Here is a 16604-nt window from a genome sequence, read left to right on the forward strand (position 1 = left end):
ATATAAAAAATACTGTAAACCAGATTACGTAGCTTTAAATCCATATTTTTAGTAAGGAAAATCAATCCTATCCAAATTAAATCGGATTGTTTAATTCGAAATAACTATACTCAAGATTAAACTGTTCTGAAATAGCTTGACCTAAACGTTGTACCCCATAACGCTCGGTCGCATGATGTCCACAAGCATAGTAATGCACATTCAGTTCTTTGGCTTCGTAATAGGTGCGTTCACTGACTTCGCCAGAAATATAGGCATCACAGTTTTGCTCGGCTGCTTTGCTAATAAAGTCTTGCGCTGCACCTGTGCAGAAGCCCACTTTTTGAATGGTTTGTTTATCTGCAGGTAAATGAATGGTTTGAAAGCCTAAGCGTTCTGTGAGCATTGCCTTAAATTCTTCTGGCGATAGCGCTTGTTTTAAATACCCAATATTACCAATGGGATGACGTTCTGAAGCATCCAAAGCTTCAAAAATTTCCAGTTCTAGAATATCTGCAATTGCTGCATTGTTGCCTAGCGTCGGGTGCGAATCTAAAGGTAAGTGATAGGCAGCTAAAGAAATATCATTTTGGATCAGTGCTTTAATGCGTTTTCCACGCATTCCTGTAATCGGGTAGGGTTCGCCTTTCCAGAAATAACCATGATGCACCAAGAGTAGATCTGCCTGTTGAGCAATTGCAGCATCAATTGCATCTTGCGAGGCAGTTACCGCGCAGAGAATTTTTTTAACCTCAGCTTTTCCCTCAATTTGTAAACCATTGGGTGCATAATCTTTGAATTCTGGAGTCTTTAAGGTGTCATTACACCATTGCAAAATTTCTTGTAGCGCAGCCATAAAAATCTCTTAAGTAACGAATTAATATCATCAAAACATATTTTAAATTGTAACTAAAGCATCACAAATCTCTTGCATGAATTTTGTGTATCGAGTTGTATTTGCCTTTACAATAAGCAGAAATTCTTCGTCATTAAGAAATTAAAATATTTTAAGAGGATAGCAACGTGCGCCGGACCTTTACATGGTTACCTTGGGTGTTACTCATTATTGTCATTATTGGTTTTATTGCATGGCAACAATACCAAAAACCAAAAGCGCCTATCGCCTCAGATGGGGTGAAACTGCCTGCAGAAAAAGTCGAGCCTTTAATTAATACCAGCCGTACTGGTGGTGTAGTTTCATATAGTGCCGCGGTTAAAGTTGCTGCGCCTGCGGTCGTGAATATTTTCACCACTCAAAAAGTGAAACAACTCGATCATCCTTTATTGAATGATCCTGCATTTCGTGAGTTTTTTGGAAATCAATTACCTGATCAGCTTGATCAAGGACAAAATGAAAATAGCTTAGGTTCGGGGGTAATTGTACGTCCTGATGGCTATATTCTCACCAATAATCATGTAGTGTCACAAGCCGATCAAATTATTGTTGCACTTCAAGATGGTCGACGTGCGGCTGCTAAAATTATTGGAACTGACCCTGATACTGATTTAGCCGTGATTAAGATTGAATTGGATAAGCTTCCTGTATTGCCATTTAAGCTGAGTGGTAATGAAGTGGGCGATGTTGTGTTGGCGATTGGTAATCCATTTGGTGTGGGTCAAACCGTCACGCAGGGAATTATCTCTGCAACAGGTCGTTCAGATTTGGGTATTAACACCTATGAAGATTTTATTCAGACCGATGCTGCTATTAACCCAGGTAACTCTGGTGGCGCTTTGATTGATGTGGCTGGTAATTTGATTGGTGTAAATACCGCGATTTTCTCTCAATCTGGTGGTTCACTGGGGATTGGTTTTGCGATTCCAGCTAAAGTTTGTGAGCAAGTGCTGAATTCAATTTTGAAAGATGGTCGTGTGGTTCGTGGTTGGTTAGGTATTAGCTTAATGCCTATACAGCAAGATAATGTAATGCAACCAAAACAAGGTGGTGTGGTTGTTGCAGATGTCCTTAAAAATGGACCAGCAGCTCAAGCAGGATTACTGAAAGGCGATAAAATTACTCAGGTGAATGATGAGAAGATTACTTCAGCATCGCACTTGATTAATTATGTGGCATTGCAAGCACCAAACAGCTCCATTCAAATTCAAGTACAACGGGGTGATCAGGCATTAACCTTAAATGTGGTGGTTGGGGAACGCAAAGTCCAAAATTCAGATTCCCAATATATTCCATTACCAAAACGTTAATTTCAGCATAAAGCCCCAAAGTTGGGGCTTTTTAATGATGGAGTATTAAGTTCTTAGCCGAATTATCTAAGCCAGTTGGCTTCAATCAGTTGAGAGTTTATGCTCAAATACAGTATGAAAATACAAATGAATACATAGGGAAACATCATGACCAATCCAATGATGCATCAGGTAGTTATTACCGAAGTGGGTGGACCAGAGAAATTAGCAATAGAGCAAACCACAGTACCAGAACCAAAAGCAGATGAAGTATTGGTTCAAGTGCATGCTTTTGGATTAAATCGCCCTGATATTTTACAACGTCAAGGTCTGTATCCAATGCCTAAAGGTGTAACGCCTGTACCTGGTTTGGAGGTTGCAGGTGAGGTGATTGCCGTCGGTACTGAGGTACAAAACTTTAAAGTGGGTGATCAGGTTTGTGGCTTGACCAATGGTGGTGGCTATGCGGAGTATTGCGTGGTTCCTGAAACCCAAACTTTAAAAATTCCTACGGGTTTGAGCTATGTACAAGCCGCAGCAATACCTGAAACTTTCTTTACCGTCTGGGCGAATGTGTTCCAAATGGGTAAAGCCAAAGCAGGAGAAACGGTGCTGATTCATGGTGGAACTAGTGGTATTGGTACTACAGCCTTAATGCTCTGTAATGCCCTTGGTTTAAAAACCTTTGCAACAGTGGGCTCTGATGAAAAAGTTCAGGCGATTGCACATTTAACCGATGCAATTAACTACAAAACCCAAAACTTTGAAAGTTATATTCAGGAAAAGACTGAACAGGCTGGGGTAGATGTCATTTTAGATATCGTCGGTGCACCTTATTTAGAGCAAAACCTGAATTTATTACGCAAAGATGGACGTTTGGTTTACATTGCCTTTTTGGGCGGTGCGAAGGCTAAAGAGGTTAAACTTGGTCAAATCATGATGAAGCGTTTAACCATTACTGGCTCAACCATGCGTGCACGTAATACTGCGGAAAAAGCAGAAATAACCAAAGGTTTACAGGAAAATGTTTGGCCATTGTTAGAGCAAGGACAATGTATTCCAATGATTTATAAAACCTTTAAATTTGATCAAATCCAAGATGCGCATCGTGCCATGGATACTGGTGAACATATTGGTAAAATAGTAGTGGAAGTCATCTAAAGTACAGCATCTATTGATTTCTAAGTTGGCTTTAAGTAATCGTCTGCAAGAAGATGGTGAAGCTGACTTTGATGTTTATATTTGAGCATGGTTGTAAAGACTGCTCTTTATGTTGGAAGTATGCGAGAATAGGACTTTATTTTTAATGTAAACGAGCAGTGCATGACTGAACAATCTCCTGAGCAATTAAGTGATATCGAAATTTTAGACATTTTAAAGTCTATGAAAAACGATAAGCTCAATGTTGAAGCCAATCAAATCATTCGTGATGGGGGAAAGGCTGGACGTCAGGAAGCACACAAACAAGCTTTAGTTGCATTGCATCAATCTTTTGAAGAGAAATTTGTTGAAGCGGTAACGCTGGCATTGAATCTGAACTCAACTCAAGCGAAAAAAATTCGTTATAAAAAAGACCGTATTCGTATCTTAAAAGCACAAGGTATTGATTACTTAGCAATTGATGGTGTGGAGACAGCACAAGTCTTGGCGCAAGTTGCACAAGCAATTACCCGTGAAGATGCAACCGTGACAGAAGATTTGCACAACATTTTCCCATTTTGGAAGCAAGGTTGGCCAATGGTGCAATTTGATAATGCCTACAAAATTTTAGAAGATGATATTTTGATTCATTATCAAGCCGTTTTAGATGAATTGATTGCAAAGTACTAAACACGGTTCATAAAAAAGAGCATCAGAGGATGCTCTTTTTTATTTTAAAGCGATTTATCTAAGCTTGGAATGCAGAGGAAAAACTCTAAAAATTACAGCTATCACTCATATCTAAGGTACTTGCTGAGAGGTTTCTGATTAAACTTTTTTACATATTTAAGTTAGAAAAATTCACAATTAAAGCTCCCCAATAATGCCAATTTGAATAAAATTGAGGCAGATAATTTTCCCATCATTTAGGCATCAATAATAAATGAGTGCATCAGTGATTGACGGATCAGTTGATAAAATAAAAAACCTCGCAATAAGCGCGAGGTTCAATAAGAAGGCTAGAACGTAAATTAGTTTTCTGAACTTTCGCTAGTAGAGTTTTCTTGCTGTTCTAAAAGTCGTGTCACCAGCAGTTGGTCAATTTTAAAGTGATCGACATCAACCACTTCAAATTTATAGCCACCAAAAATTACAATATCCGCAGGGCGCGGGATTTTGCGTAAGCGATACATCATAAAGCCAGCTAGGGTTTCATAGTTTTCATCATCAGGCATTTCATCAATTTCGAGCGCATGCTTTATATCTTCAATTGGGGTGCTGCCTTCAATCAGCCATGAGTTGTTATCCCGTTTAATGATTTGCTGTTCTTCATCCATGGGTGTAACCCAGTCACCCATCACAGTAATCATGATATCCGAAAGGGTAATGACGCCAACTACCAAGGCATATTCATTGATTACGACCGCAAATTTTTCTTTGCTGGAGCGGAAGCGATCCAACAACTCAGAAAGTGTTAATGTATCTGGAATCGTGAGTACATTACGAATCGTACTTTCATTAAGTTGCAGTAAAGATTGATTATTTAGAATACGTACCAAAATATCTTTGGCATCGACGTAACCAATGACATCATCAATATTTTCACTACAGACTAAAAACTTTGAATAAGGATATTCCGCCAATTTTTGACGAATACTCGCTTCAGATTCATTTAACGTAAAATACACCACATTTTCTCGGGTGGTCATGCTTGAGGGTACATTACGTTCTTCAAGCTCAAATACATTCTCAATAAAATGATGCTCTTGCTTTTGTAAAACACCTGCTTGTGCGCCTGCATCCATGACAGCGGAAATATCATCAAAGGTAATATTGTCATCACGAATGGTATTGACCTTAAATAGTCTAAACAATAGATTGGCTAAAGCATTAATGATCCAAGCCAAAGGTTTACAGACTTTGATAAACACTTGAATCGGATTAATGACTGCAATCGAGATTTTTTCTGGTGCGATCATGGCCATACGTTTTGGCATTAAATCGGCGAACAGGATGAATAAAGAAGTGACTAAGGTAAAAGACAGGACAAAGCTGATGGTTTCGGACCAGTCACCCGTATAGAAGCGAGATACAAAAGAGAGAAAATAAGGACGGAATGCACCTTCACCTAAAATACCGCCTAAAATTGCAACTGCATTTAGACCAATTTGGGATGCAGCAAAAAAATCAGCTGAATTTTCTTGTAAATCTAAAACCTTTTGCGCTCTTTCTTCACCAGCTTCGGCTAAAATTTTGAGTTTGACTTTACGCGCGCCTGCCAGAGCAATTTCTGTAAGAGACAGAAAACCCGCACCTGCGATCAGAAGTGCAATGATTATAATATTCTGGAAGAGGCTCACGAATCCACCTGCGGATCATCATTATTATGGAATATTTTTAACACAAAAAAGCACTTGGGGAAGAAGTCGATTCAACCCGAAGTGCTTACAGTATAATCTTAAACAAAAAGAATTTAAGAAAAATCTAATTAATAATGTGAAAATTGTGTGTTATTGAGTAAGAATTCACGATTTTCTTCTTCAATCATTTGACGTGCAACATACAGAATCAATTGACGTAACCAACGATGTGCGGGGTGATGGTGCAATAACGGACACCATGCCATCTTCAGCTCAAACTCTGGAATATAAAATGGTGGATCTTTGATTAATAAGTTTTGGCTTTTTGCTTGAAGTCGCGCAATACGTGTTGGCAAAGTTGCAATTAAATCGACATTTGATGCCAATAAAGCAGGCATTTGGTAGTGTCGAGTAAAGACGGAAATTTTACGCTTTTGACCAATACGCTCTAAAGCTTGATCAATCCAGCCTAAACCTGCCTGTTTCTCAGGGTTAACACCAAAACCGACTCCCATACCTGTTTTAGACACCCAGATATGTTGAGCATCAAGATAACTTTTTAAGTTTAAGTTAGATGCAGCAGGGTGTTTACTATTCAGCAAGCATGAAAAACTGTCGCGCCATACCAACACTTGGTGGAAGCTTTGTGGAATTTCATTAAAGCGGTTAATGGCTAAATCGACTTTACCTTGTTCCATATCGCGATAAGACACATCACTCGGTGTTAAGAAGTCTAAAACGACATTAGGGGCTTCTGAACGTAAGGCTTTGACTAGGCGAGGGACTAGAGTCGCTTCTGCATAGTCCGAAGTCATAATGCGGAAAACACGATTAGAGGTATAAGGACGGAATTCAGTACGAGGTTCTAAAATCATCGAAAGGTCAGACAAGGCATCGCGAATGCGTGGCTGTAATTCAAGCGCACGTTCGGTTGGTGTCATACCTTCAGATGAACGAATCAAGAGAGGATCATTAAAAAGATTACGCAGGCGACGTAAGATGTTACTCATTGCAGGTTGGGTAACGCCCAATTGCTCTGCTGCACGTGTGACGTTTTTCTCACGAAGTAATACATCAAGATAAATGAGTAAGTTAAGGTCGACCCGCTCCAGATTCATAAAATAAATACCAAGAATAAACTTATGAAATTATGTTGATTATGCCATAAGCTGCAAGGCTTGTGTAGAAAATATGATGAAAAATGAAGAGGAAAAGGCTGAATCATTTGCATGCGCATAGTAGCTGAAAACACCGAAATAGAAAAGTATTTGCACTTAAAAAGGCGCAGTCGCGGAACTTGTGCTAGCACAAAATCTATTCAATAGGTTCAATTGAATATTAGTCGTTTTATTGATGGGTAGAATCTAAAGTAGGCCGCATTTTATACATCTGTATTTTAATTTTTAAGTATAAAAATACAAAATTTAGAGCATGAAAATCGACCTAAAATGGAAGGAAATAGATAGTCACGACTTAAGTCTAATGCTTATTTTTTAATCCAATTTATCAATTTGTAAGTAATCATAATTTTCTGGTTTTATTTTTTATTATTAAATAACAGTAATTTATAATAAATCAATGTGCTTATAATACGACTTTGATCTATATATTTTTTTAAAAAATACCGAAAATTACTTGAGGATATTGGATTAATTTTGCAACTCAATCTAATCTGTATTCATCGTAATGAAGTGTAGTAAATCTGAACAAAAATCATTATTCAGATTCTAGTGCTTCAATTGATGAAATCCTAATATTATTACAGGAAAATATCATGACTACATACCAAACAGCGATTGATGCAATCCGCGAATTAAAAGCAAAATTCGGTAACACATGGGCAGACATCAGTGCTGAAGATGCTGCGCGTATGCAATTACAAAACCGTTTCAAAACTGGTTTAGACATTGCTAAATACACAGCTGCTATTATGCGTCGTGATATGGCTGCTTATGATGCCGATTCTAGCAAATACACTCAATCATTAGGTTGCTGGCATGGTTTCATCGCGCAACAAAAAATGATTGCGAACAAAAAATACTTCGGCACTACTGAACGTCGCTACATCTACCTTTCTGGTTGGATGGTTGCTGCTCTTCGTTCAGAATTCGGTCCACTTCCTGACCAATCTATGCACGAAAAAACTTCAGTTCCTGCATTAATTGAAGAAATCTACACTTTCTTACGTCAAGCTGATGCTAAAGAATTAAACGATTTGTTCCGTGCACTTAAGAAAGCACAAGAAGCTGGTGACACTGCTAAAGCGGCTGAAATCACTGCTCAAATCGACAACTTTGAAACTCACGTTGTGCCAATTATTGCGGACATCGATGCTGGTTTCGGTAACGAAGAAGCGACTTACTTACTTGCTAAGAAAATGATTGAAGCTGGTGCTTGTGCGCTTCAAATCGAAAACCAAGTATCTGACGCTAAACAATGTGGTCACCAAGCTGGTAAAGTAACTGTTCCGCACGAAGACTTCATTTCTAAAATCCACGCGTTACGCTATGCATTCTTAGAAATGGGTCTTGATGACGGTATCATCGTTGCACGTACTGACTCTGAAGGTGCTGACTTAACTCAAAAAATCCCAGTGGTTAAAGAGCCAGGCGACATCGCTTCTCAATACATCAGCTACTTAGACACAGTTGAAATTGACATTGCTGATGCTCAAGAAGACGAAATTCTTATCAAACGTAACGGTAAATTACACCGTCCTAAGCGTTTAGCTTCTGGTTTGTACCAATTCCGTGAAGGCACGCAAATTGACCGCGTTGTACTTGACTGTGTGTCTAGCTTACAAAATGGTGCTGATCTTCTTTGGATCGAAACTGCGACTCCAAACGTTGATGAAATCGCTCACATGGTTAACCGTGTACGTGAAACTGTTCCAAATGCGAAACTTGTTTACAACAACTCTCCATCTTTCAACTGGACGTTAAACTTCCGTCAACAAGCTTACGACCGTTGGGTTGCTGAAGGTAAAGACGTTTCTGCTTACGACCGTGCTAAATTAATGAGCGCTGAGTACGATGCAACTGAATTAGCTGCTGATGCTGATGAGAAAGTACGTACATTCCAAGCAGATGCTTCTCGTGAAGCTGGTGTATTCCATCACTTGATTACACTTCCGACTTACCATACAGCTGCTCTTTCTACTCATGAGCTTGCTCAAGGTTACTTCGGTTCTGAAGGTATGTTGGCTTATGTTGCTGGCGTACAACGTAAAGAAATCCGCGGTGGTATCGCTTGTGTTAAACACCAAGCAATGGCTGGTTCTGACATCGGTGATGATCACAAAGAAATCTTCTCTGGTGACAACGCTCTTAAAGCGCACGATGATGCTAAAAATACAATGAACCAATTCGCTGCTCACTAAGTCGCGATCTGATTCGAAAAGCCCTGCGTAAGCAGGGTTTTTTTATTGGAAAATTTTAGAAAAGAGATTGAGCTTGTGAACTTGCGGCATGGTTTTTTACATGTTGCATGGGTTTGGAATACGGACTGATCCATAGAACATAAGCGTGTGGCGTAGTGTATTTTATTTATCATCATATTCTAAAGATCTTATGTGTGATGCTTGGTTGATTTATAGATCAATTGAAAAATAAATAAATGGTGAATTATTGAAAACATAACGCTTGGTCGTGTTATGAAATTAAAGAGCAATCAAATTTTAATGTGAAACGGAATTAGGAATGAATCAGTATTTCTAACTCGGGAGATATTTTTTTACAAATAAAGATTGAATACTGGATGAGATTAGCCATGCAAAAAGTTAAGAATTTGTCACATATTTATGGAATTTTCGGCGTTATAAGGAGGCATAAAATTGCATGATGCAAATTGATAGATAAACTTAAATATGGATCAAAATATTAGAAACAAATATCTTATACATTTATATATTGATGGATTTATTTTTGAACGATTGGTACTTTTTTTATTCAAATAGGCTGCTAGAATTCGCTGTCTTTTTTTTGTTGCTTTTGGTGTTGCTGTGTTTGAGAAGTTGGCTGAACAATCTTTGGCATTGATGGGGTGGAAGACGGATAACCATTGGCCTGAACATTTAGAGCAATGTGTCATGATTGCGGCACCACATACCAGTAATTGGGATGCGCTTTACGCGCGTTTGGCTTTAAAGGCACTTGGGGTTAACGTCCGACTGACCATTAAAGATAGTTATATGAAACTACCTTTCGGTCCTTTTGTTCGTGCAATGGGTGGGATTGGAATTGACCGTCGCCCGAAAAAAGAAGGTGAAGCTCGTCCAAGCATGGTTGAACTCATGACGGATTTATTTAAAACTCACCCTAAACTGGTAATGTTGGTTACTCCAGAGGGCACACGTGCTAAACAAGAACAATGGAAAACAGGTTTTTATCATGTTGCAGTCAATGCAGGTGTACCTATTGCCTTGGCTTATATGGATTATAAAAAGAAAGAGGCAGGCGTCGGTAAAATTGTTTATCCAACAGGAAACTATGAGCAAGATATGCAGGAAATTATGCAGTTCTACGCCAGAATTCATCCTAAGTTTCCTGAAAAGTTTAGTGTCGATACCCGTTATTCGAATTAACCAGATGTATAACATGATCAGGTAAATAAAAAGCGAGGTTAGTACAGCTATCCTCGCTTTTTTTCTGATTAGCATGAATGGGGTAGCTACTGGCTTAATCCCCCAAGTGACTGACAAGCTTCTTTATAATGTTCATATTCAACCGAGATAACATCTGGTAAAGGTTCATGAAACAGAATGTCTCCATCTTTATAGCTTTGTACATAAGCTTCAACTTTTTGACGGCTATTGCCTAAGGCATGCTCATGATAACTATTGATTGGGCTATGTATCATTTGACTGGATTCAATATTGTGGCATTGAAATTGTTCGAGCATTTTTTCGGCTTGTTTTATTTCTTTACTGGTGCCGAAAGCGCAGCCTGAAAAAAGCAGGGCGCAAGAAATTATGGAAAGGCGTAACATGTCGCATAGTATGTTGTGAAAGTGCTCTGCATTCTATGTGGCAATGTGTTGAGATGATATATTTTTAATGTATGAGTTTGATTTTTTGGATGCAAAGTAGACAGAAGTGCACCTAATCATCTCCAGAGAAATTGAAACGAACGTAATTGAATAGTCAGTGTAATTCTAAAGCAGTAATATAGTTCAGAATCCATAGCTGGTCCAAATCATGAAAATTGTGGCTGATGAAAATCTTGCTTTTACCGATTATTTTTTTTCGGAATTCGGTGCAATCCAACATGTTGCAGGTCGTAACCTGAGTCATCAAGACGTTGCAGATGCTGATGCACTTTTGGTTCGTTCCGTGACCAAGGTAAATGCTGCTTTGGTGGAAAATACGGCATTGCGTTATGTTGGGAGTGCGACTATTGGTACAGATCATCTGGATATTCAAGCCTTAAATGCTGAGGGTATTCCATGGTCGAATGCTGCTGGATGTAATGCGCAAGCCGTGGCTGAATATGTGATTACGGCACTTCTACATTTAAAACCTGAGCTGATTTCTGTCGAGCAAAATTTTTGCCTGGGCATTGTAGGGTTGGGGAATGTCGGTTCACGTCTTGCGACTATGGCGCAATTGTTGGGTTGGCAGATCATCGCCTATGATCCATTGGTCAGCAAAGAGCATGTTACCCAAGTGGATTTTTCAGTGTTATTAAAGCAGGCAGATGCTATTTCTATTCATGTGCCGTTAACCAAAACGGGAGAACATCCAACCTATCATATGTTTAATGCTGCATCTTTGGCACAAATGAAACCGAATGCCATACTCATTAATTCGGCACGCGGTCCTGTGGTCGAAGAAGCAGCTTTAATGCAAGATATTCAGGTGACGAATCGTGCAGTGGTATTAGATGTATTTGAACATGAACCTGAAATTTCTGAAGAGTTGTTGCAGTTGTTAGCTCTCGCGACACCGCATATTGCAGGATACAGTCTTGAAGGAAAAGCGCGTGGTACGCAGATGATTTATGAGGCATTCTGTAAAGTTTTTAATTTCGAGATTACAAAACGCTTTGAAAGCCAGCTACCAAGTTGCCAACAATATTTTGAACAAGCAGATTTTAAAACGGTACTGACTCAATATTTAGCTCAGATTTATGATATTGCTCAAGATGATGCCAATTTAAGAGCATGTGTAAAGCAAGGCAAAGTGGAACAACACGCTTTTGATACGCTAAGAAAGAATTATCCCCTTCGACGCGAATGGGCAGCACATGGAGGTCCGCAAGCATGAGTCAAATTCACTTTCAACCGACCTGTGATTTAGTGGCTATGCAAGCCCGTGCCAAAATGTATGCCAAAATTCGTCAGTTCTTTGCTGAACGGCAAGTGTTAGAGGTGGAAACCCCAATTCTCTCACAAGCAGGTGTGACCGATGTGCATCTGGCTTCAGTACAGGCGCAGCGTCATGTACAGGGCAAACTAGCAACGCATTATTTACAGACCTCGCCCGAGTTTGCGATGAAACGTTTATTGGCGAGTGGTAGTGGTCCGATTTATCAAATCTGTAAAGTTTTCCGTGACGATGAACACGGGCGTAAACATAACAGTGAGTTTAGTATGCTGGAGTGGTATCGCCCGCACTTTAGTTTGAAAGAGTTGATGTTTGAGGTGACGGATTTACTGAATGTGACTTTGGCACATCGCTTTGGAGACATTCGTCCGACGGTCTTAAGTTATAAACATGCCTTCATGGATCGTTTAGATTTAAATCCATTGCAAGCTACGCTGAAAGAATTGCAAGATTGTTGCCAACGCGTTGGTTTAAATCTGGACTTGGGTGATGACCGCCTTGGCTATATAGACTTATTGTTTTCCCATTTTGTTGAGCCGAGTCTTGGTTTTGATACGGCTGTGTTCTTAACGGATTTCCCACCAGAGCTGGCATCTTTGGCGAAAACCAAACTCGATGAAGATGGCGAGCTGGTTGCTGCGCGTTTCGAACTGTATATTGAAGGCTTGGAATTAGCCAATGCCTATGATGAGTTGATTGATGCGGAAGTATTACGTCAGCGTTTTGAGGCAGATAATCAAGAACGTGAGCAGTTAGGTTTGCATGTGATGCCTATCGATGAATATTTATTGGCAGCTTTACCGCAGATGAGTGAATGTGCAGGTATTGCTTTGGGTCTAGATCGTTTATTGATGGTGGCGACTGAAAAGATGCGGTTAGAGCAGGTGATTACCTTTCCAGCTCAAATTGCATAGCTAGAAGCATCAGCTAGTATTTTAAAAAAGCCCTTTATCTGAAATAGATAAGGGCTTTTTATTATTGTGGATTATCTATTGTGTTGTGCGTCGCTTTATAGGCTTCTAAGGCTTGAATACGTCGTTGAATCAGCATTTCACCAATTTCGGAGCCTTGGATGTCTACAGGTAAGTCCTGAGCTTTAATGCCGCGTACAATTTCCATGGCATTGCGGACATATTCAGCTTGAGGATATGCTCGATCTTCAAGTCCGAGACGTCCACGGGCATCACACTCACAGGCTTGAACAAATGCTTCAACACGTTCTGGACGACGTAGCACATCTAAACGTTGTAACAGACGCCAGAGGGTGCCTGGTTTTAGTGAAAACGCCTGATGACACTTTAAATGTTCTTTACAGACAGCTAAAGCTAATTGTTTGGTCTGAGTCGGAACTTTTAAACGATCGCATACATTCGTCACAGGTTGAATGCCACGTTCTTCATGCATGATATGACGAGGTAATTCATGCTCAGGGGTGAGGGCTTTGCCTAAGTCATGCACCAGTACGGCAAAACGGACATCCAATGAATAGTTGGCTTTGCAGGCTTGATGCAGTGACATCAAGGTGTGAATACCACAGTCAATTTCAGGATGATATTCAGGGCGCTGCGGGATACCAAACAAAGCTTGAATTTCAGGGAATAAAACTTTTAAAGCACCACAGGCTTCTAGTACTTCAAAATAAATATCGGCATGCGGTTCCATGAGTGCACGTGCGGTTTCTTTCCATACGCGTTCAGGAGTTAGGGCATTCAACTCACCTGATTCTGCCAATTGACGCATTAAATCCAGTGTTTCGGTTGCAATGCTAAAACCTAAAGGTTTATAGCGTGCAGCAAAACGTGCCACGCGCAGAACACGCAAAGGATCTTCGACAAAAGCATTGGATACATGGCGCAGAATTTTATTGGCGAGGTCTTGCTGCCCCAGATAGGGATCATAAATTTGACCCTCTTCATCCATGGCCATGGCATTGATGGTTAAGTCACGACGAATCAAGTCATCTTCTAGCGTGACGCTGACATCGGTATAGAATTCAAAACCATGATATCCCTGTCCTGATTTACGTTCAGTACGGGCCAATGCATATTCTTCTTTTGATTCTGGGTGTAAAAAAACAGGAAAATCTTTGCCTACAGGCTGATAACCAAGTGCAAGTAATTGCTCTGGAGTAGCACCAACAACGACATAATCTTTTTCGTGATAGGGATGTCCGAGTAAGTGATCTCGTACTGCACCGCCTACTAAATAAACTTGCATGAAAAAACCTCTATTCTTCAAGCAATCATGCTACAGAATAGAGGTTTTCTCAAGTCAATAACTTGAGCTTTTTACTAAAGATTAAAGCGCTTCAGTTTCAGCTTGCTGGATTTCAGCCACAGTTAATGCTGTCATGTTGACTAAACGACGCGTTGTTGTCGTTGGAGTCAAAATGTGAACTGGTTTCGCTGCACCGAGTAAAATAGGACCAATGGTCACATTGTTACCAGAAGTTGATTTCAATAGGTTGAATGAAATGTTTGCAGCATCAAGGTTCGGCATAATTAACAAGTTTGCAGAACCTTTGAAACGTGAGTTCGGGAAGGCAAAGTGACGAATGGTTTCGTCCATTGCAGCATCACCGTGCATTTCACCTTCAACTTCAAGTTCAGGTGCAATTTCACTCAAGATTTCAAATACTTTACGCATTTTTTGAGCGCTTGGATCATTTTGATCTGAACCGAAGCTAGAGTGCGAAAGAAGTGCAATACGTGGTGTCATACCAAAACGACGAACTTCTTCCGCAGCTAAAATCGTCATTTCAGCCAACTGTTCAGCAGTCGGGTTAGTATTTACATAAGTATCAGCAATAAAAAGGTTACGATCTTCAAGCATTAATGCGTTCAAGGTGAAGAAGTTGGTACGACCTTCTTTCAAACCAATCACGTTTTTCACGAAGTCCAAGTGAATGTCATAGCTTGAGTAAGTACCACACAACATACCATCAGCAAGACCATGTTTAACCAACATACCTGCAATTAATGTAGAACGACGACGCGCTTCACGGTGTGCGTATTCAGGTGTTACCCCTTTACGTTGCATGATGTCGTAGTAGTCTTCAGCAAATTTTTCGTAGTTCGGGTTGTTTTCTTGGTCAACAATTTCAATGTTCACGCCATGTTCTAAGCGTAAACCTAATTTTTTAATGTTGGCTTCGATAACTGCCGTACGACCCACCAAAATTGGCTTCGCCATGCCTTCGTCCACAGCAATTTGAACCGCACGTAATACACGAAGGTCTTCACCTTCTGCATAAGCAATACGTTTAGGATCTGTTTTTGCTTGAGCGAAGATCGGCTTCATCATGAATGCAGAGTTATAGACAAACTCAGACAAACGTTGACGATAAGCAGAGAAATCTTCGATTGGACGGGTTGCCACACCAGAATCCATCGCTGCTTGAGCAACTGCAGGTGCAATTTCAAGAATCAAACGTTGATCAAGTGGGCGAGGAATCAGGTAGTCACGACCAAATGATGCTGATTTTTCACCATAGGTTGCAGCATCTGCTTCAATGTGCGCCATACGTGCAATTGCGTATACGCAGGCGATTTTCATTTCTTCGTTAATGGTTGTTGCACCAACGTCCAACGCACCACGGAAGATATATGGGAAGCAAAGCGCGTTATTTACTTGGTTCGGATAGTCCGAACGGCCAGTTGCCATAATCACATCTGAGCGAACTTCATGCGCATGCTCAGGTAGAATTTCTGGATCTGGGTTTGCTAATGCAAAGATGATAGGATCTTTTGCCATTACCTTGACCATTTCTTTGGTTAAGATGCCTGCAGCAGAAAGACCTAGGAACATGTCAGCACCCGCAATTACATCTGCAAGTTGTGTGCCTTCAATATCTTGTACGTAGCGTTTTTTCGAGTCATCTAGACCTTCACGTTTAGTTGTCAATAAACCACGTGAGTCAGCAACGATGATGTTTTCTTTCTTGGCACCAATCGCGCAAAGTAAATCTAAACATGACAGGGCAGCAGCACCTGCACCAGACGCGACAATTTTAATTTCTTCAATTTTTTTGCCATTTAACTGAAGCGCATTCAGTAAGGCAGAACCGACGATGATCGACGTACCGTGCTGGTCATCATGGAACACAGGAATGTTCATGCGCTCACGAAGTTTACGTTCAATGTAGAAGCATTCTGGAGCTTTAATGTCTTCGAGGTTGATGCCACCGAAAGTTGGTTCTAATGCCGCAACAATATCCACAATCTTGTCTGGATCATTTTCAGCGATTTCGATGTCGAATACGTCAACACCAGCAAATTTCTTAAAGAGTACGCCTTTACCTTCCATGACAGGTTTTGACGCTAATGGACCGATGTTGCCTAGTCCAAGTACCGCAGTACCGTTACTGACAACGGCAACTAAGTTACCACGAGCAGTATATAGGGCAGCAGTTGAAGGGTCGCGTTCAATCTCTAAACAAGGCGCAGCAACACCTGGAGAGTAAGCAAGGGCTAAGTCATGTTGGTTGACCAGCTGCTTACTTGGTGTAACACTGATTTTACCTGGGGTTGGAAACTCGTGATAATACAAAGCTTGCTGTTTTAATGATTGATCGTCCATCTGTATCTCGTTTGTTACTGAGTGGTCCAGCTATGCTGGTG

General features: G+C 40.3%; 13 protein-coding genes. 7 read left to right on the forward strand and 6 right to left on the reverse strand.

What is annotated here, in order from left to right; all coding sequences use genetic code 11:
- Positions 1-76 precede the first annotated feature (76 nt).
- Entirely contained in the window at positions 77-835 is a 759-nt protein-coding gene (locus MKI85_RS00770) for a Nif3-like dinuclear metal center hexameric protein (RefSeq protein ID WP_241624042.1), read from the reverse strand.
- A 167-nt stretch (positions 836-1002) separates the two neighbouring features.
- On the opposite strand from MKI85_RS00770, the gene MKI85_RS00775 reads away from it, so the two are divergent.
- From MKI85_RS00775 to MKI85_RS00785, 3 genes are all read left to right on the forward strand, one after another.
- Positions 1003-2184, forward strand: a complete 1182-nt coding sequence (locus MKI85_RS00775) for a S1C family serine protease (RefSeq protein ID WP_241624044.1) — start codon at positions 1003-1005, stop codon at positions 2182-2184.
- 147 nt (positions 2185-2331) lie between these two features.
- The gene (locus MKI85_RS00780; RefSeq protein ID WP_241624045.1) at positions 2332-3324 is read left to right on the forward strand and encodes an NAD(P)H-quinone oxidoreductase; all 993 of its coding nucleotides are present in this window, start codon (positions 2332-2334) and stop codon (positions 3322-3324) included.
- Between the two features lie 162 nt (positions 3325-3486).
- On the forward strand, positions 3487-3993 hold the full coding sequence (locus tag MKI85_RS00785) for a hypothetical protein (protein ID WP_241624047.1): 507 nt from the start codon (positions 3487-3489) through the stop codon (positions 3991-3993).
- A gap of 341 nt (positions 3994-4334) precedes the next feature.
- Here MKI85_RS00785 and MKI85_RS00790 read toward each other — a convergent pair whose 3' ends face one another.
- The gene (locus MKI85_RS00790) at positions 4335-5663 is read right to left on the reverse strand and encodes a hemolysin family protein (RefSeq protein ID WP_241624049.1); all 1329 of its coding nucleotides are present in this window, start codon (positions 5661-5663) and stop codon (positions 4335-4337) included.
- 128 nt (positions 5664-5791) lie between these two features.
- The gene (locus MKI85_RS00795) at positions 5792-6781 is read right to left on the reverse strand and encodes a LysR family transcriptional regulator (protein ID WP_241624051.1); all 990 of its coding nucleotides are present in this window, start codon (positions 6779-6781) and stop codon (positions 5792-5794) included.
- Positions 6782-7437: 656 nt separating this feature from the next.
- On the opposite strand from MKI85_RS00795, the gene MKI85_RS00800 reads away from it, so the two are divergent.
- Entirely contained in the window at positions 7438-9042 is a 1605-nt protein-coding gene (locus MKI85_RS00800) for an isocitrate lyase (RefSeq protein WP_241624053.1), read from the forward strand.
- 621 nt (positions 9043-9663) lie between these two features.
- On the forward strand, positions 9664-10245 hold the full coding sequence (locus MKI85_RS00805) for a 1-acyl-sn-glycerol-3-phosphate acyltransferase (protein WP_241624055.1): 582 nt from the start codon (positions 9664-9666) through the stop codon (positions 10243-10245).
- A gap of 86 nt (positions 10246-10331) precedes the next feature.
- On the opposite strand, the gene MKI85_RS00810 is transcribed toward MKI85_RS00805, so the two are convergent.
- Complete coding sequence (locus tag MKI85_RS00810) at positions 10332-10562, reverse strand: hypothetical protein (protein WP_348637227.1); 231 nt, start codon at positions 10560-10562, stop codon at positions 10332-10334.
- Between the two features lie 295 nt (positions 10563-10857).
- Here MKI85_RS00810 and MKI85_RS00815 point away from each other — a divergent pair, with 295 nt between their 5' ends.
- Positions 10858-11925 carry a 4-phosphoerythronate dehydrogenase gene (locus tag MKI85_RS00815; RefSeq protein ID WP_241624059.1) on the forward strand — a complete coding sequence of 356 codons (1068 nt, stop codon included), beginning with the start codon at positions 10858-10860 and terminating at the stop codon, positions 11923-11925.
- Positions 11922-12899, forward strand: coding sequence for an EF-P lysine aminoacylase EpmA (gene epmA, locus MKI85_RS00820; protein ID WP_241624060.1), 978 nt, complete (start codon positions 11922-11924; stop codon positions 12897-12899). The genes MKI85_RS00815 and epmA overlap by 4 nt, the downstream gene beginning before the upstream one ends.
- A 61-nt stretch (positions 12900-12960) precedes the next feature.
- Here the strand turns inward: epmA and MKI85_RS00825 are convergent, their stop codons facing one another.
- Entirely contained in the window at positions 12961-14202 is a 1242-nt protein-coding gene (locus MKI85_RS00825) for a multifunctional CCA addition/repair protein (RefSeq protein ID WP_241624062.1), read from the reverse strand.
- An 81-nt stretch (positions 14203-14283) separates the two neighbouring features.
- Entirely contained in the window at positions 14284-16563 is a 2280-nt protein-coding gene (locus MKI85_RS00830) for an NADP-dependent malic enzyme (protein ID WP_241624064.1), read from the reverse strand.
- Positions 16564-16604 lie beyond the last annotated feature (41 nt).

It is taken from the genome of Acinetobacter zhairuonensis, from assembly GCF_022601715.1.
Classification (GTDB): Bacteria; Pseudomonadota; Gammaproteobacteria; order Pseudomonadales; family Moraxellaceae; genus Acinetobacter.